Annotated in this window: 16 protein-coding genes; all 16 read right to left on the bottom strand. The window is 46.6% G+C overall.

Annotated features, from left to right (window positions below):
* Positions 1-4: 4 nt before the first annotated feature.
* Positions 5-1801 (bottom strand): protein-disulfide reductase DsbD, encoded by a 1797-nt coding sequence (gene dsbD / locus QQ041_RS18940; RefSeq protein WP_285954804.1) that lies wholly within the window; start codon positions 1799-1801, stop codon positions 5-7.
* The gene (locus QQ041_RS18935) at positions 1798-2757 is read right to left on the bottom strand and encodes an FAD:protein FMN transferase (RefSeq protein ID WP_285954803.1); all 960 of its coding nucleotides are present in this window, start codon (positions 2755-2757) and stop codon (positions 1798-1800) included. The genes dsbD and QQ041_RS18935 overlap by 4 nt, the downstream gene beginning before the upstream one ends.
* Positions 2747-3973: a DUF3570 domain-containing protein gene (locus tag QQ041_RS18930; protein ID WP_285954802.1), complete on the bottom strand. Its 1227-nt coding sequence runs from the start codon at positions 3971-3973 to the stop codon at positions 2747-2749. Before QQ041_RS18930 ends, QQ041_RS18935 begins: the two co-directional genes overlap by 11 nt.
* A gap of 49 nt (positions 3974-4022) precedes the next feature.
* The gene (locus QQ041_RS18925) at positions 4023-4514 is read right to left on the bottom strand and encodes a DUF4266 domain-containing protein (protein WP_285954801.1); all 492 of its coding nucleotides are present in this window, start codon (positions 4512-4514) and stop codon (positions 4023-4025) included.
* Positions 4514-4978, bottom strand: a complete 465-nt coding sequence (locus QQ041_RS18920; RefSeq protein WP_004732809.1) for a TlpA disulfide reductase family protein — start codon at positions 4976-4978, stop codon at positions 4514-4516. Before QQ041_RS18920 ends, QQ041_RS18925 begins: the two co-directional genes overlap by 1 nt.
* An 84-nt stretch (positions 4979-5062) precedes the next feature.
* Complete coding sequence (locus tag QQ041_RS18915; RefSeq protein WP_285954800.1) at positions 5063-6277, bottom strand: VWA domain-containing protein; 1215 nt, start codon at positions 6275-6277, stop codon at positions 5063-5065.
* Positions 6270-6830: a tight adherence pilus pseudopilin TadF gene (tadF, locus tag QQ041_RS18910; RefSeq protein ID WP_285954799.1), complete on the bottom strand. Its 561-nt coding sequence runs from the start codon at positions 6828-6830 to the stop codon at positions 6270-6272. The genes QQ041_RS18915 and tadF overlap by 8 nt, the downstream gene beginning before the upstream one ends.
* Positions 6817-7266, bottom strand: a complete 450-nt coding sequence (locus QQ041_RS18905) for a TadE/TadG family type IV pilus assembly protein (protein WP_004732812.1) — start codon at positions 7264-7266, stop codon at positions 6817-6819. The genes tadF and QQ041_RS18905 overlap by 14 nt, the downstream gene beginning before the upstream one ends.
* Complete coding sequence (locus QQ041_RS18900) at positions 7266-8006, bottom strand: lipopolysaccharide assembly protein LapB (RefSeq protein WP_285954798.1); 741 nt, start codon at positions 8004-8006, stop codon at positions 7266-7268. Before QQ041_RS18900 ends, QQ041_RS18905 begins: the two co-directional genes overlap by 1 nt.
* On the bottom strand, positions 8003-8854 hold the full coding sequence (locus QQ041_RS18895) for a type II secretion system F family protein (RefSeq protein ID WP_285954797.1): 852 nt from the start codon (positions 8852-8854) through the stop codon (positions 8003-8005). The genes QQ041_RS18900 and QQ041_RS18895 overlap by 4 nt, the downstream gene beginning before the upstream one ends.
* The gene (locus QQ041_RS18890) at positions 8851-9765 is read right to left on the bottom strand and encodes a type II secretion system F family protein (RefSeq protein ID WP_102445647.1); all 915 of its coding nucleotides are present in this window, start codon (positions 9763-9765) and stop codon (positions 8851-8853) included. Before QQ041_RS18890 ends, QQ041_RS18895 begins: the two co-directional genes overlap by 4 nt.
* Positions 9765-11108: a CpaF family protein gene (locus tag QQ041_RS18885; RefSeq protein WP_285954796.1), complete on the bottom strand. Its 1344-nt coding sequence runs from the start codon at positions 11106-11108 to the stop codon at positions 9765-9767. The genes QQ041_RS18890 and QQ041_RS18885 overlap by 1 nt, the downstream gene beginning before the upstream one ends.
* On the bottom strand, positions 11108-12268 hold the full coding sequence (locus tag QQ041_RS18880; RefSeq protein ID WP_285954795.1) for an AAA family ATPase: 1161 nt from the start codon (positions 12266-12268) through the stop codon (positions 11108-11110). Before QQ041_RS18880 ends, QQ041_RS18885 begins: the two co-directional genes overlap by 1 nt.
* Positions 12265-12888 carry a CpaD family pilus assembly lipoprotein gene (locus QQ041_RS18875; protein WP_285954794.1) on the bottom strand — a complete coding sequence of 208 codons (624 nt, stop codon included), beginning with the start codon at positions 12886-12888 and terminating at the stop codon, positions 12265-12267. Before QQ041_RS18875 ends, QQ041_RS18880 begins: the two co-directional genes overlap by 4 nt.
* Positions 12889-12895: 7 nt before the next feature.
* Positions 12896-14293: a type II and III secretion system protein family protein gene (locus tag QQ041_RS18870; protein WP_285954793.1), complete on the bottom strand. Its 1398-nt coding sequence runs from the start codon at positions 14291-14293 to the stop codon at positions 12896-12898.
* A complete protein-coding gene (gene cpaB, locus QQ041_RS18865; protein ID WP_285954792.1) occupies positions 14286-15167 on the bottom strand; it encodes a Flp pilus assembly protein CpaB in 882 nt (293 codons plus the stop codon). Before cpaB ends, QQ041_RS18870 begins: the two co-directional genes overlap by 8 nt.
* Positions 15168-15179 lie beyond the last annotated feature (12 nt).

Here is a 15179-nt window from a genome sequence, read left to right as displayed (position 1 = left end):
GTTTTTAATTCGTTAGGCTATCAGCTTCTATCGTTCGTGTGTAAGCGAGCTTATTGGCAAGTTTGAGTTTGTTATTGAACCCCTCTTTATCAATATCCCCCATTACTCGCGCAGGCTCTATTTCACCGCTGGCGGGTGAGTAAAAGAAAATCGCTGGAGGGCCAAATACATTCTTATCATTGAGCCACGTCATTTGCTCTGGAGAGCTTTCTGTCACATCAAGTTTTATTGTCTTCCACTCTTTAAGCTTTTGACTTACTTGTTGGTCATTAAACACATTAGTTTCAATCACTTTACAAGACACACACCAATCTGCGTAAAGGTCGACTAGCACCTTTTGGTCGCTGCTCGCTGCGGTCTTCAACTGTTGTTCTAGCTGAATAACAGAGTCTGTTTTTTCAAAGGGAGTGATCGCAATGGATTGGACTGACTCCCTGTTTTTAAGTGGGTTCAGAGGATCGGTATTACCTAAGAAGAATCCGACAAATAGAATGAGACCGTAACTCAGTGGTAGCAAAGCAGAGAACTTACGAGTACGAGCCCAACCTGGTTGTGCAGCTTCTAAAGCACCGAAATGTACACCAGAAGCGATGGCGAGCAGCGCCCATAAGATCATAATGATCGATGGAGCGACAAAGCGGCTTAATAGCACGATAGCAACAGCCAATAGCAGCACGCCAAATACTTGCTTAACTGAAACCATCCATGCGCCACTTCTTAATAGCAAACGCCCGCCACTTGCGCCGATAGCGATAAGCGGTATGCCCATACCAAGCGCCATAACGAACAGAGTCGCCCCACCAAACATCCAATCTTGAGTTGTTGAGACGTACAGCAACGCACCAGCCAATGGAGCACTGACACAAGGTGACACAACCAAGGCTGATATTGCGCCCATGGCAAAGACACTGGCGATCTTACCGCCTCCAAGCTTGTCTGAGCCGCTGTTGAGCTTTTGCTGCAGGGCGGCAGGCAGTTGGAGTTCATAGAATCCGAACATCGCCAATGCGAGCAGAACAAAAACCGCTGCAAAGCTACTTAACAACCAAGGCTGTTGCATCGCGGCTTGCAGGTTGACGCCTTTTGCCAAGGTGGTGACTAAGATCCCCGTCATGGCATAGCTGGTCGCCATACCCAGAACATAGGAACTGGAGAGTGCCGCACCTTTTTTGCCTGTCATCGCTTTTTCGCCACCGATGATACTGGCTAAGATTGGAATCATCGGCAGTACACATGGGGTCAGTGATAAACCTAATCCAAGTAGGAAGAATACTAGTAGTGCTTGTAACTTGCCCGCTTGGGATAGGAACGAAGATAAGCTATTGGTATCTTCACTGATCTCACCTAAGGTTTGAACCAGAGAGTTTGATTGCTCCTCGACAAGTGCTTCAGCTACGGTTTCGAGCATCGGTAAATCGAGCACTAACTTTTGCGGCAGATAACAAAGTCCTTTGTCTGCGCAGCCTTGATAACGCACGGTGAGTTTGCCACTTCCCGAGTAAGGAACAGTAACGGTAACGGGCTCGTGAAACACGATGACGTTACCAAAGTTAGGGTCCTCTTTCTCTTCACCTGACTGCGAATAACTCGGTTCTAACGTTGATAATGACGACTCCCCTTTGAACGAAAATCGAGATTGATACAGGTAGTAACCCTTGTGGGTATCAAAGCTGATGACCGCGCCTTGGTCTGTGGCTTTCCATGTAACAGGGAAGGCCTCTTCAACGGGAAGAAACTCGTTTTCTTGAGCATGTAACAATCCGCTAAATAATAGAATTAACGTAAGTAGGTAGCACTTCATGGATGAAGGAACTCCGTGTTTTGGTGAATGTGTAATTGATCGTCGATGTAAATAACAGCGCTGTCTTCGGGCACCGAAATATTGGGGTTCAGTGTCAGAGAAGTGCTGAGCACGCCCGCTTCCAATGTGGACGACGCGATAGCAGTAACAGACATGATTTTCTTTTCAACATCCTGTTTCGACAGAATATGAGAGGTGGCCTTGTCACCAAATTGCACTTGGCGTTCACTGTGAGCCGAAGTCGTGAGCGCTGCGTTCGTTAACGGAACGGCGAAAAATGGGGTCTTGTTGTCTCTTGGGTCTAAGACAGCAATGTTAAATGCCGAGCCATCCGGTTTGGTTCCCAACGCATAGATGTCACCGCCAAAATTCACTAACATCGACGTCGCGCCGAGCTGTTTGCCGATCGCTACCGCTTGGTCAACGGCGTACTCTTTGATGACGCCGCCAAAGTCGAAGCGAGTACGTGAATCAGGGACGTGTAGCCTTGTCCCTTGTAAATCGATGATTCCTTGTAGATCGACGGTTCTTTTTAGATCCATTGCTCCTTTCAGCTCCCACGCTTGCTTCCCCAAAGCTGAAGACAGTGCTTGGAAGGCGTGACTGTGCAACATCTTCGGCTTCTGTTTTAAAAGATGTTTGATGCTGCCGACCGTAGTATCAAAGGTATCGAACGTCAGTTGACTTAATCGGTCGAGGTGTTGGAAAACCTCGGCAGATTCAGGGTCGAGTTCGACATCACATGACGCTCGTTGATTAATGCATTGTGTTAGCCACGAATCGTCGCAATAGAAGTTATATTTGTCTTCTAAACGGCGAGTGTTTTGCTCTATCTCATCGGCGATTTCTTTTGTACTTGCCTCTGGAAAGTTCGCTAAATCAATCGACAGGATTTGCACTTCACACGGCACTGTCATCGCATTAAAGCGGTGCACAAAGGGTAGATTAGAACTCATAGGTTGCTCCAACCGCCCACCATTGCGCTTCAAAACCGTTGCTCTGTTCGTAATATGCAGCAAGCGCATTTAAGCGTAATTTCTTATGTACCTTGATACTCGCCCCTAGTTCATAGGCATTGGCCGTGAAGTTACCTAAGCGAAGGTCTGAAGTTGCGTAGCCTGATGAAGCAAAAGAAGGATCGGCACTACTTGGGTCGCGATAGAAATCGGCCGCATCTTGCGTGTACCAGAAATAGCCCGGTGCCAACGTTAACCATTCACTCACTCGCCAAGATAATTTGCCGCCTAACTGGTGAGACATTACGCCCCAATCATCCATAAACCATTTGTATCTTGGTCGGATTTTTAGGCTATCGGACAATGAGTAAAAGGCTTGGAGATTAATACCGCCAGAGAGTCGTGTGTCTGGTCGAGAGTCTTGCCCTAAGAACACTTCGTCATCATCGATTTTACCGTCGTCATTGATATCGACTTCACGCAGAACCGTTAAATAGTGATTGCTTAAATAGCCACTGCGGTAACCCGCATAAGCCGTAAAAATGCTATATAAATTAGGCGTGAAGGTTTGTGATAACCCAGCTTCCAAGCTACCAGTGAAAATATCTTCCCAGCTCTGGCTGTTGGATGAGCCCAATGAGTATTTGCCGAACGCTTGAGTCTTATCGAAAAGGGCTGAGCCACCCAGACTGTACGAACGGTTTTTCGTGCTGTCGGCATAGACTAAACCTTTGCCATTGATACCAAGGCTTTCATAATCTTCTTCTTGTGAAGCGTTACCACCGAGTGTCCATTCGTTACGTAAGGTGTCGCGATAGGTCGCGCTTAAGCTGATGGACTTTCTGGTGTCTTCAAGTCCTACTTTTTGGATTTCATAACCGCTGCGGTGAGGATCGTAACCCGCACGAATCACTTCGTTGGTTTTGTCTTGTGCTTGTTGAGTTTTTAAAGCGCGATTGATCTGATCGGCATTGGAAGCGGGAGGTGTCGTCGGCCCCCATGCTGGTGAGGCTCCGGAAACACTGTCGTAGCTTATCTCTGCGTTGAGTGTCCAATCTAAGCCGATACTTTTCTCAATCGAAACCATGGTGTCATTGGCTGATACTCTGTCATCGTATTCCTCATAGCTAAGGTAATGAACGGAGATATGATCTTCAGCTAATGCCACGTTAGCCACTGCCGCTGCACTCAGCAGCGTAATTGGTAGTTTTTTCATTTTTTTCTTATTTTGTTTTGAAGTACTGATTTATTCGTTGAAGGAGCGGTTAGTTACAACCACAACCTCCGCCACCAACGCCACTGCCGCCGACGGAACCTTGTTTGTAAGCGAAGACCTTTTCAGAAAAGACGTCGAATTCAGGCACCGGGCCACCGGGTTTCATCTCTTTTTGAGCCAATGTGCCTTTTTCCCAAGGCTTTATTGGTTCAATACCAAGGAACTCATCAACAAAAGCCAGAGCAGAAGGTTTGTTGCTCACTTCAGGTGCTTTCTGTTCGATAACCAGTTGCTTTGCCTTGGGTTTAACCATCTCAATGTTTCGTCTGGTTGCACGTTTCGCTTCCGGGTTGGAATAATCACCGCCACTTGAATAAACGGTGCTGGAGATGATCTCTTCTTCAACGATAGGACCTTCGTTTTTGTCAGTGGCTTGTTGCTCAACGGGCTTTTTGCCCAGACCACTGAGGTCGAGTTCTAGCGTGGCATTAGCCGTCATTGGAATAGCGAGTAGCCCAACAAGGGTGACTTTGATTAACATTACAGTTGCACTCCCATCTTGGTGAGGTCATCAGTAATCACATCACTAATGTGGTTAATGGCACCAAAACGAATCTTGATAACCTTGCCTTGGTAGATGTAGTAAAGCGCAGGCATGCCGATAGGTTTAAACTCTGCGATCAACGCTTGTTCAGGGTCGTTAACAACAGGGAACTCCAGTCCGAGTTGTTTTTGAAACTCCAAGCCAACCTCAACATCTTCATCCACATCAACGCCTTTAAACGTGACGCCTGTGCCTTTGAGTTCGGTGTAGAGTTGATTGACTTCTGGTAGCTCTTCACGGCAAGACACGCACCACTCTGCAAAGAAGTCGACAATGGTCAGTTCATCCTTGTTGAGTTGAAGTTTTTCTATGACGTCTGGCGACAACGAATCCCCTTCTTGATAAGCCAATGCAGGTAAAGAAAGGCACAGCGCCAATAGTGCTAGGGCTCGTGTAAACATGTTTTTCTCCATATTGTTTTTAACTTGTTTGTTTTTAATTCAATGCTTAAATTCAGGTGTTTCCAATCAAACGCTTTGTTTGGATTAGCGAGTGAGTTTGATGGTTGCCGAGTATTCAACGGCTAAAATATCGGAAAAGTACTCGTTGAGCTGAGCCGTGCTGGTGGCACTAAACACGCGTTGTGGATCCCCGGCACAGTTCTCGAATTGAGCGATTCGAGAAGGGCTGACGCCATAGCCGATGAAGTTCATTTCGATGCCATATTGATTGATTGCGGTAGTACAGAACCCGGCGTTAACCAGTTGGATAAACGCGTCTCCACTGTCATCACCGTCGGTAAAAAGCACCAATTTTCTTCTGGTTTCGGGAACTGTGCTGGCGTTCAATCCCCATGCTTGTTGCCAGCGTGGGATAAGCTGTCTCACTCCCCATACCAAACCGTGATAAGAGCGAGTACCGCCATTTGCTGTTAGGCTGTTTATCGAGTTTTGGACGCGGGAAAATACGTTGGTCAATGGCAGCATTGGTGAATTTTGATTACAGTCGCTTAACCATTGACTTGGCGGTGTAAATTTCACCGGTCGCTCTGAGTGAAGCGTCGCTAGGTTATCGACGGTCAGTGCCGCAGAGAAATTGCCACTACGATAGCTAAGCCCATCGATACAGTAGATTCCGGCTGCTTCTTTGGATAACCAAGGTGGGCGCTGCGCTGCAACGCCAGAGTCGAAAGGAACGATTGAAATTCTTACTGAATCTAAATCGTTAACGTTCTTACTCTGAGATTGAATCGTATTCAAAGCATTGGATAAAATGGATTTCAATGACTGGATGTTTGAACCCATCGATCCAGACACATCAAGTACTAAAACCAGCTCCGTTGGAATCGAGGATTGCTTGCTTTCAACCACACCTTTATAACCTCCACCCGTTGCCGTTACCTTGTTTGCATAGCTCTCATATTTAAAGTTGGGCAGTATCGGTGACAATGAATAACCTAGGCTAATACGGCAGCTTGAGCCTGGGTTTTCTGGTTGTAAGTCACTCACCCCGTTTAGGGTTGGCTTATAGTAATCTTGGTAAGCCAACATCATTGGGTGTGTGGCTGTATCAGCAAAGGCACAAGCTAATGCGGCCGAATCGGCGGCTTGCGCAGCTCGGTTTGAAACCATCACTTGTGCCGTGATCATCAGAGTGCCAACGGCGATGAAAAGCGCGGGAAACAGTAACGCCAACAATGAAATGGTCATGGAGCCTTGCTGTTTTTTAAGCGCAATGCTGCCGAATATTGGTTTAACCATAATGCTTTCCTATCACGGCTGATGAACTTGAGAGTGTTTTAGGAGGATCGAGTCGCTTGTAATCAAACGGTGTATTCACACATAAAGTGAGTTGAACCAAGGTGGATGGTCTTCCATCTAACGCAGGGTCGCCGCTACCTTCTACGACAAGTGCCGTTAGTTGTTCGATAGGTGTGTCGCTTTGACAGGTGATCCCGGCATGGATGTGCTTGTATTCCCAGTTCGAAGCGGCTGTATCAAATACACGGCTCTCAAGTAACAACCCAATATCGTTACGTTCAATGTCTTGCGGAAGATAACGCTCGGCGAGAGCGAGAAGCTGATTCTTTAACGTATTAGGTAATCCGTTTGGGCCTTGCTCTGGTTTTAGTTGCGTCAGGGAGACAGCATTCACTAGGTTATATGTCACGTTGTCGAGTTGAGTCTGCAGGCTGAATAAGCGATAGACGGCAACAAGCCCCCACAAAATGATCATGAGTGCGAGCACAACAAAGGGGAACTCAATCGCTGCTGAACCCGCTTGTTTTTTTCGAGGTGTTTTATTTGTTGTCATAACTAACCAGTACCTTTCTTTTCAAGGTTGTCATGTTGCCGATAGACTCAGAAAACTGAGTTGATAGATTAGGTAATAAGGCAAATGAAAATGAGTAAGACACCTTGTACTCGCCTAACACTGCTCTGCTTTTGGATACTGGTTTCTCATTAACTAAATCTGAGAAGTTTTCGGCGTATAGCGGCGATGGATCCAAGACGAGCTTGCTCTTATCTATCAGTGGGAACTTTGCGATGGTCTCGGCAAAAGCTTGGTCTGAAATAGGACTAATCGGCCGTGTCTTGGCCTCACGAACCCCCGCATTAACGGCTACATCAAGGATGATGTTGACCAACAGCAGGCGGCAGATCTCAAAGAAACCGATGATGAGTATCAGGAACGGTACCACCAACATTGCAAACTCGACGGTCTGCGCCCCTTTTTGACGAGAGAGCATCACAGTTCTCCTTGCTCAGTTTTAGCAGCAACCTCTTGGTAATACAGACTATTGTTGGCGAACTCAGGTTGAGATAGATGTGCACGAGCGATACTTTTCGCTGAATCACTGTCTCCAGAAAGCGCATAAGCCAGTGCTAGATTGAGTTGCAGTTTTACGCTCGCTTCACCTCGGACAAAGATCGGGTGCAGAATTCGGATCCCTTGCTCTGGTTTGCCATCGAGTATCCAAGCCATGGCTAAGTTGTTGCGATACTCATTACTGGATGGCATCAAACTAAGGGCATGAGAGTAAGATTCACGCGCTTTTGAATACTGCTTATTGAGCGAGTAACTTACGCCTAGACTGTTGTGGGCGACATCATCAGTTGTAACTAATCTGACAGATTCTTCGAGTGCTGATGTGGCTTGTTCAAGCTCACCAAGCGCCAACCACGCGCGGCCAAGTTCTCTGTAAATCGCGCTCGATTGATTAAGCTCGATACCACGCTTTAGATAATGCAGTGCCTCATCATAACGACTCGCTTGATTCGCAGCGGACCCCATTAGCAAGAGTAGCTGCGGGTCATCAGGCTTCGATATCAGCATCTTTCGGTACAGCTCCATGGCACTTTCTGGTTTGCCATTCATCAGTGCAACCTCGGCGACTTTCATGTCTTCAGTAGCCTCTGTTTCAACGTTATTCGTTGACTGACAGCCGACTAAAATTAGCGCTAACCCCAAGAGAAAGATCTTGTTCATAAGCCCCCCAGAGTTTGTTTAAGGGATAACATGATTGGCACAACAATAATGCCCACAACAGGTAGCATGATGAAGACCACTAAAGGGAATGACATCTTGGCTGGTATTTTTCCTACCCATTCTTCAAGCTCTAAGAAGTGATATTGGCGGCTATCAGAGGCAATCAGCTTTAACGCTTCAGCGAGAGGCGTGCCGTATTGAAGTGCTTGATTCATGGTGGTCACAATATTGTTGATGTCAGGAAGCTGCACTCGTTTGTCTAGGTTTGAAAGTGCCGTTTGTGGTGAATCAAGAACCGATATTTCAGTCGCAGTGAGTAGCCATTCGCGTGATAACGCTGGAGAGATAGCACGCATTTCTTCACCGACACAGCGAAATACCGCTTCGAGTGTTAGACCTGATGCGACACATACCACCATCAGATCGACAGCATCAGGAATAACGCGGCTAATTTGCATTCGGACTTGGTTCACGCGCCAATCTAGAATGCGGTCGAACAGGATGCCAACCACAATGGCGATTGCGATACATTCGGCCACAGAGTTCATGTTAAGCACTTGGATTCGAGTGACATACCAAGCAATAGAGCCCGTCACCATCGTCAGTAGTCTTAAGCCAAGAAAGTAGATCTCTGCATTAGGACTCAACCAGCCAATGAGGGTTAACTTCTGGCGTCGTGGTTTTGCACCTTGGAAGCGCCAGTTGCTAGAAGCGGTGGTGTACTTAGAGGAGTAGCTCGATACGCGAGTCAGTCGCTCAGCGACAACATCTCGTTTGAAAGAAGACAAGTGTGCGACAACTGTCAGTAGTAATGCACATCCCAACAGAAGCAAGGCAACATACATCATGATGAGAACCTTTTGTTACGAGTCAGAGCGTTCAAAATGAGTGTGCCTGAGCTGATGCTAATGACGGCGTAGGTTAGTACACGCTGTCCCGATTCGGTGTTGAACAATTGGATTATCATGGTGGGTTCCATCAAATAGATACCACCCAATAACCCCAAGGGTAAGATAGAGAGAAAGAGGGCTGTCATACGAGGCTCCGAGGTTAAGCTCTTGACCTTTTTTCTCATCGCTCGATTGTCATGCATGGTTCTGCTTAAGCTTTGAAGAATGTCGCGCAGTTGGCCACCATTAGATTGATTCAGGATTAACGCGACCGAGAAGTAGCGAAAACTGCTGTAAGGAAGGCGAACGCATGCATCATCGAGGCTTTGTCGAAGGCTTAAACCGAGCGTTAAGTTATCGCGAATATAGGAGAACTCACGTCCTAATAGTCCTGGTTGGGTTTCTGACACTTGTTCAATCGCTTGTGGGACTGAGAGCCCCGCAGCCACCGCTCTAGAAATTAAGCCAAGTACATTGATGATGCCTTGTTCGAACTCTTCTACCTGCATTTTTCGGCGGTACATCACCAAGGCACATGTGCATACAAACCAAAGTCCAACAGCGGCGAAAAGTTGATGATGCATTGCCAGTTGGGGAAATAACATGTGGCCTGATGCTGGGAAACCGATAGCTGATAAAGCAATGAAGTACTTATCCCAAACTGGCAGCAATGCATTCATTCGTAAAAAGAAAGCATGCAGTTTGTTGCTGCGCTGGTGGTTGGTTTTTTTGATTGAAACGTCAGCTGTAAGCGAGCGTTGACTGCCGCTTACCAATAACAGCCGTTTATTGACGATGGCTTGCTTTGAGCTCAACCTGATTAACCCGATCGCGATAAATAAAACGAAAACAGTGAGAACTAAGATCATTAGGCTTCAAGCTCCATCGCTACTCTTAGTTGAGCATCGAGTTGGTGGTATTTGGCTTTTTCATTGAAGCTTGGTACGCACTTAGCACTCTTGTATTCGCCAATCAGGTTGCTTTGTTGATCCTCCGATAAAGGTTTGAATTTGAACAAGTCTTGAGTGATGTATTGTTCTCCTTCTAACCCTTGCACCTCGGTGATCGAAACAATGCGTCTTTTGCCATCACGCATTCTTTCGACTTGTATAACCACATCGATGGTGTCTGCGATTTGGCGACGTAATGAGAACAGAGGCAGTGTCGCTTGGCTCATCATCAACATGTTTTCCATGCGAACCAGCGCGTCAGTTGCCGAGTTTGCGTGCAATGTACACAGTGAACCATCATGGCCGGTGTTCATTGCCTGCATCATCTCAAAGGCTTCATCACCACGAACTTCGCCTAAAATGATGCGATCTGGTCGCATACGTAGAGCATTTCGCACCAACTCTCGCTGGGTAATTGGCGTTAAGCCTTCGGCATTGGCTGGGCGAGTTTCAGCGCGAACAACATGAGGCTGTTGTAGACGCAGTTCTGCGGTGTCTTCAATGGTAATGATGCGTTCTTGAGGTGAAATGCTAAAAGACATCGCATTGAGCAGTGTGGTTTTACCTGCACCAGTGCCTCCTGCAACAAGCACATTAAGGCGTGAGCGAACAATAATATCGATAAGTTTAACCATCGATTTCGACATTGCGCCAAACTGAGCTAATTGGCTGAGTGTTAGCTTATTCTCATTGAATTTTCGGATGGAAATGTAGGTTCCATCAAGTGCTAGCGGTGGGATCATCACATTGACACGGCTACCATCATCCAATCGAGCATCGACTAATGGATTGGACTCATCGATTCTTCGCCCAACCTTGCTGACGATGCGTCGCGCTAGGTTGAGAAGTTGTTCTTCATTGCGAAATTGAACTGCCGTTTTTTGCAATTTTCCTGAGCGTTCTACGTAGACTTCACGGTACCCATTGACCATGATGTCGGTAATGCCTTGGTCTTCAATTAAGGGCTGTAGTGGACCTAATCCTAGAAACTCATTAAGCAGTTGTTCTACTGAGTGAGCGACATCTTTGTGACCAAGTGGTAACTGCTTAGAGACCACGATATCTGACACCATTTCGGCAATTCTAGCTTCAAGATCGGGTGCGCTTAAGCTCACTACAACCGATGGGTCGATCGCCTTAATGACCTCTTCATGGATCACATGATAATGCTCACGAACCGAAGGTGTTGATGTTAGGGCTTCATGAGACCGAGCTCTATTCGCTTCAATCGGATCTATGGCTTGTGTGTTCTGACCAAACATTATGCGCCTCGCTTCCAAAAACGGCGGTTGCCTTGTTGCGGCTCACCAGTGACTAGTTCAAGTAGAGAGTGAAACGCGAGCTTCACTTTCCTATTGCCTTTATGGGCAGGCTGACCAAGCGATGACTTGCTCAAGAAATGGTTAGGCAAAAATGGAATCACGATGTCTACGGAAGTTCCGAGTGATTTCTTCACATCATTGACCGAAATAAGGGATGCGGAATCGGACTTACAATGGTTCAACACCACAATAGTTTGTGAAGCGGCTTGGTTTTGAAGTCGTTTGATTATCTGGCCGGCATTGCGAATGGAGCTGAGTGTAGGCTCCACCACAATGATTCGGATATCGGCACTTTTTAGCGCTTCAAAGCCGACCTGGTCGCGCAAGGAATAGGTCGGGATGTCGATCAATAAGTAGTCTGAGCTTTGCAGGCAGAACTTTGTAAACTGATCGAATGCACTCTTTTGTGGCCAAAATGGTGTGGTGTCTAAAGGTAGATAGCCGGTAAAGAGCGTGTGCTCGGGTGACACACTGATCCCGCTGCGCTCAAACACGAGAGGTTCTAATCTTTCTGGGTATTGTAAAAGCTCGACCAACGCCGTGTTGCCTTCGACATTGAGTAGTAAATCCAAATCACCCATCGAAAAATCGAGGTCCATACAAGTTACTCGTTTATCGAGTTCGGCAAGCTGTTGCGATAACGTCGCGATAATGGTGCTGCTTCCTGAGCCACCTTTTGCACTGACAATGGAAACGACTTTTTCATTTCGTTTTTCGTTGTTGAGTTGCAAAGCAGCAAAGGAGACGTGTTCAAGATCTTGTGGTGTCACTGGGTTGACTAAATAGTCACTAGCACCGGATGCGAGCATTCCACGGTAAGCCAAAATTTCGGTTGAATGACCAATCGCGATAACCTGGCACCCAGTACGTTGTATTAAACGCTGCACAACCTGTTTTGATTCTGGCAATTCGCTATTCAATACATCGAGGAAGATGGTTTTAACGTCATTTTTAAGTACCTGTCTCACCACGTCATCTTCTTGATTCGAAGAGGTTGTGATGTTGTTGATACCGAAATCATTCAGTGTGTATGTGAGCGCTAATGTATCGAGTTGCTCCGATGCCGCGATCAGTACCGTTAAGTTGTGTACTTGATTCATTGCGAACCTCCTAGCGTGGTATTCGAAGAACCAGAGTTTGTCTGTTGGTTTTGTGCTGGTGGTGCGAAGTAGTTATCGATGCTAGACACCGCTTTTTGTCCTTGTGCACTGTCGATGGGCTGACCAACTATCAGGTCTTTTGGATTTGCGACCATTTGCGCCAGTGCATTGGCATTCGCACAACCAAAATTGCGCTGAGTACGATAAGCGTTGAGTGTGGTTCTTGGTGTTTTACCCGCGTCACATACCGTTACTTTGGCACGATAAGATTCAACAAAAATCGTGATGTCGCCTTTACCTTGCGCCGCAGTGTCTGACACTGAAATTTGCGAAGGGTAGAGGCCTGACTCGATCAGACGAAGCCTAACTTTTTCACTTTGGCTTTCTCCTTTCTGAGTCGTATTTTCAATTTTGACCATTAAGTTGGATAGCGTGCCTCGGCGAGCAATAAAGTCAGAGATATCAGCTTTCTCTTGAGCCGATAACGTTTTACCCGACAGTGTTAAAGTCAGCTTGTTTGTCACGGACACCACATCCACAGAAGGTTGTTGGGTTGTAGGCGTTGGCGCGCAACCCGCAAGCGCAAAGAGAGCGGGCAGTAATAAGGATAATTTGTTCATGATGTCCTCAGTAGTAGAACCCGTTGTCACCCAGTAAGCGAGGCTTCTGGTTGTCGGTATAAGTCGCTTTATTATTTGATGTTTTTTGTTGCTCTCTTGGCCATGCCAGTAAACGTTCAACATCGCTCAATGGGATTAAGCCATCGGTTGGTAGTGGCATTGAGTCCGAACGAGTCGGTTGAACTAGGTAAGCCGTTACAATGATGATCAGTTCTGTTTCTCTACGAGTGAATTCAGTCGAGCGGAACAGGCTACCGAGTACTGGTATCTCACCGATGAGCGGTACTTTTTGTAGTTGTTCGATGTCTTCCGATTTCAATAGCCCACCTAAAGCAAAGCTCTGCCCACTTGCCAATTCAATGGTGGTGGCGGCGCTACGAGTGGTAAAAGAAGGGAAGTTAGTTCCGTTTATCACTTGTTGGCTCTCGATTGAGATGTTACTGACCTCGGGATTTACTTTTAAGCTGATACGGTTTTGACTGAGCACGGTTGGGGTGAAGTTCAGTTTTACACCGAAATCTTTGTATTCGATTTGAGTGGTGTCAGCCGTGATCAGTGGTAGCGGTACTTGCCCACCCACCAAAAACTCCGCATCTTCGCCTGACATCGCGGTCAAGTTAGGTTCAGCAAGCACAGACATCATGCCGTTGGTTGCTAGCGCATCAATCAGAGCAGTAATGCTCGGCTTGCCCCAACTACTGACATTAGGCAGCTTTGAAAACGAAAATTGCCCCACACCGCCAGCGATTGAACCCCATTTGATGCCCAACTTATTGGATACATTTCTTGAGACTTCAGCGATTTTTACACGAATGTTGACCTGATTTGGCATGGTGACAACCAATTGATTGATCAGCTCATCATCATTGGGTTGAGTCTGCTGATTTTGATTGGTTGAACTACTGCTGTTGCTATTGTTTCCTTCCGAACTTGAGCTTTCTGGTTGTCCGGTAGAATCGACAACCGGGGATAGGTAGCCTTTTGCTAGCGACACGATATTGTGTGCCATCATCGGAGAAGAAACGCGTCCTTTAAGCCATAATTTTCCGCCCAGAGATTCCGCGTTGACTGACGCTTCAGGGAATTTGTTTTTAACCAGTTCATTGAACTCGCGGCTGTTGTGCGTGACGCGAATTTTATTGGTATAAATCACGCGCTCTTGCTCATTCAAAACGGTGATCGTAGCGCTGCCAGCTCGCTTACCAAATACCATTACCTTAGTGTTGGTTAAGGTTTGGTAATCAGCGATATGGGTGCTAGAGATGAAAATAGATTTCGCTTTTTCTGGTAAGCGAATCATTCTTGCCTCATTGATCGTGACATCAAATGTTGATGCTGCAGATGCAAAAGAGACACATAGGCTTGATAGCAGGAGAACACCCCACCAACGACAGATGTTAGCCATTGTTATCAGCTCCAGTTTTATTATTGACGGTTTTATTTTCGGCTCTAAATTCCACCAAACCCACGTCAGGTAATACCTGAGTTGTGTCTGGAGAAATGACTTTCAGCGTCACGGCATTTGCGTGTTGAGGTTGATCTTGAGCCTCGTTTTGCCCGCGTAATACAAGCGTTAACTTTCCTAGTTGTTTTGCAAGTACCACTTGGTTTGCTTGCTCGGGTGTTACTTCTAAAGAGACACTGCTGTCGTCAGGGATACCATTTTCGAAACCATTCGATTCCCGAGCCTTTTGATAAGATTCTGCGGTTTGCTTGTTATTGAATGCCAAGACTCTTGCATCATGCACTATCGTTGTAACGTACAATCCTTGAGATGAATTGCCATAACGAAGTAGCTCACCATCCTGTGAACCGAGTAGGAGAATATCCACTCTGTCGCCCGGTTCAATGAAGCCTGAATTAGACGTGACTTGATCGACAGGAACCGAAATCGCGCGATAGCCCGGTTGCAACTTCAATGAGAGCGAGTAGCCACCTTTAGGTTCTGTAATATCGGCCTTCGATAACACTGAGTCTTTGACTAACTTGGTACGTGCTAGCCCTGACATCGTGTGGTCGGCAGAAATATCTTCCGGTGTCACGTGGTCGATGTAGTTCTCTAACTCTTGCTGTGGAACTTCTTTCCATCGAAACGAGTTTGGCGTGTAGGTTTGGCCTATCTCAATCGTACGAGTTGGAACCAGCACTTTGACCGTTTGCTTAGCGGCTTGTTTAGAAGAGGTGGTCGCAGACTCGCTATTGGTTTGGCTCAACAGTAAAACGGATAATCCGAGCACCGAGCAAAATAACGACAGCAACATGAGTCGCTTGGAAGTCATAACTATTCCTTT

Origin of the sequence: Vibrio sp. TMPB1044 (assembly GCF_030442075.1) — a bacterium.
GTDB lineage: Bacteria > Pseudomonadota > Gammaproteobacteria > Enterobacterales > Vibrionaceae > Vibrio > Vibrio satsumensis.
This window is presented reverse-complemented; position numbering and strand designations above follow the sequence as displayed.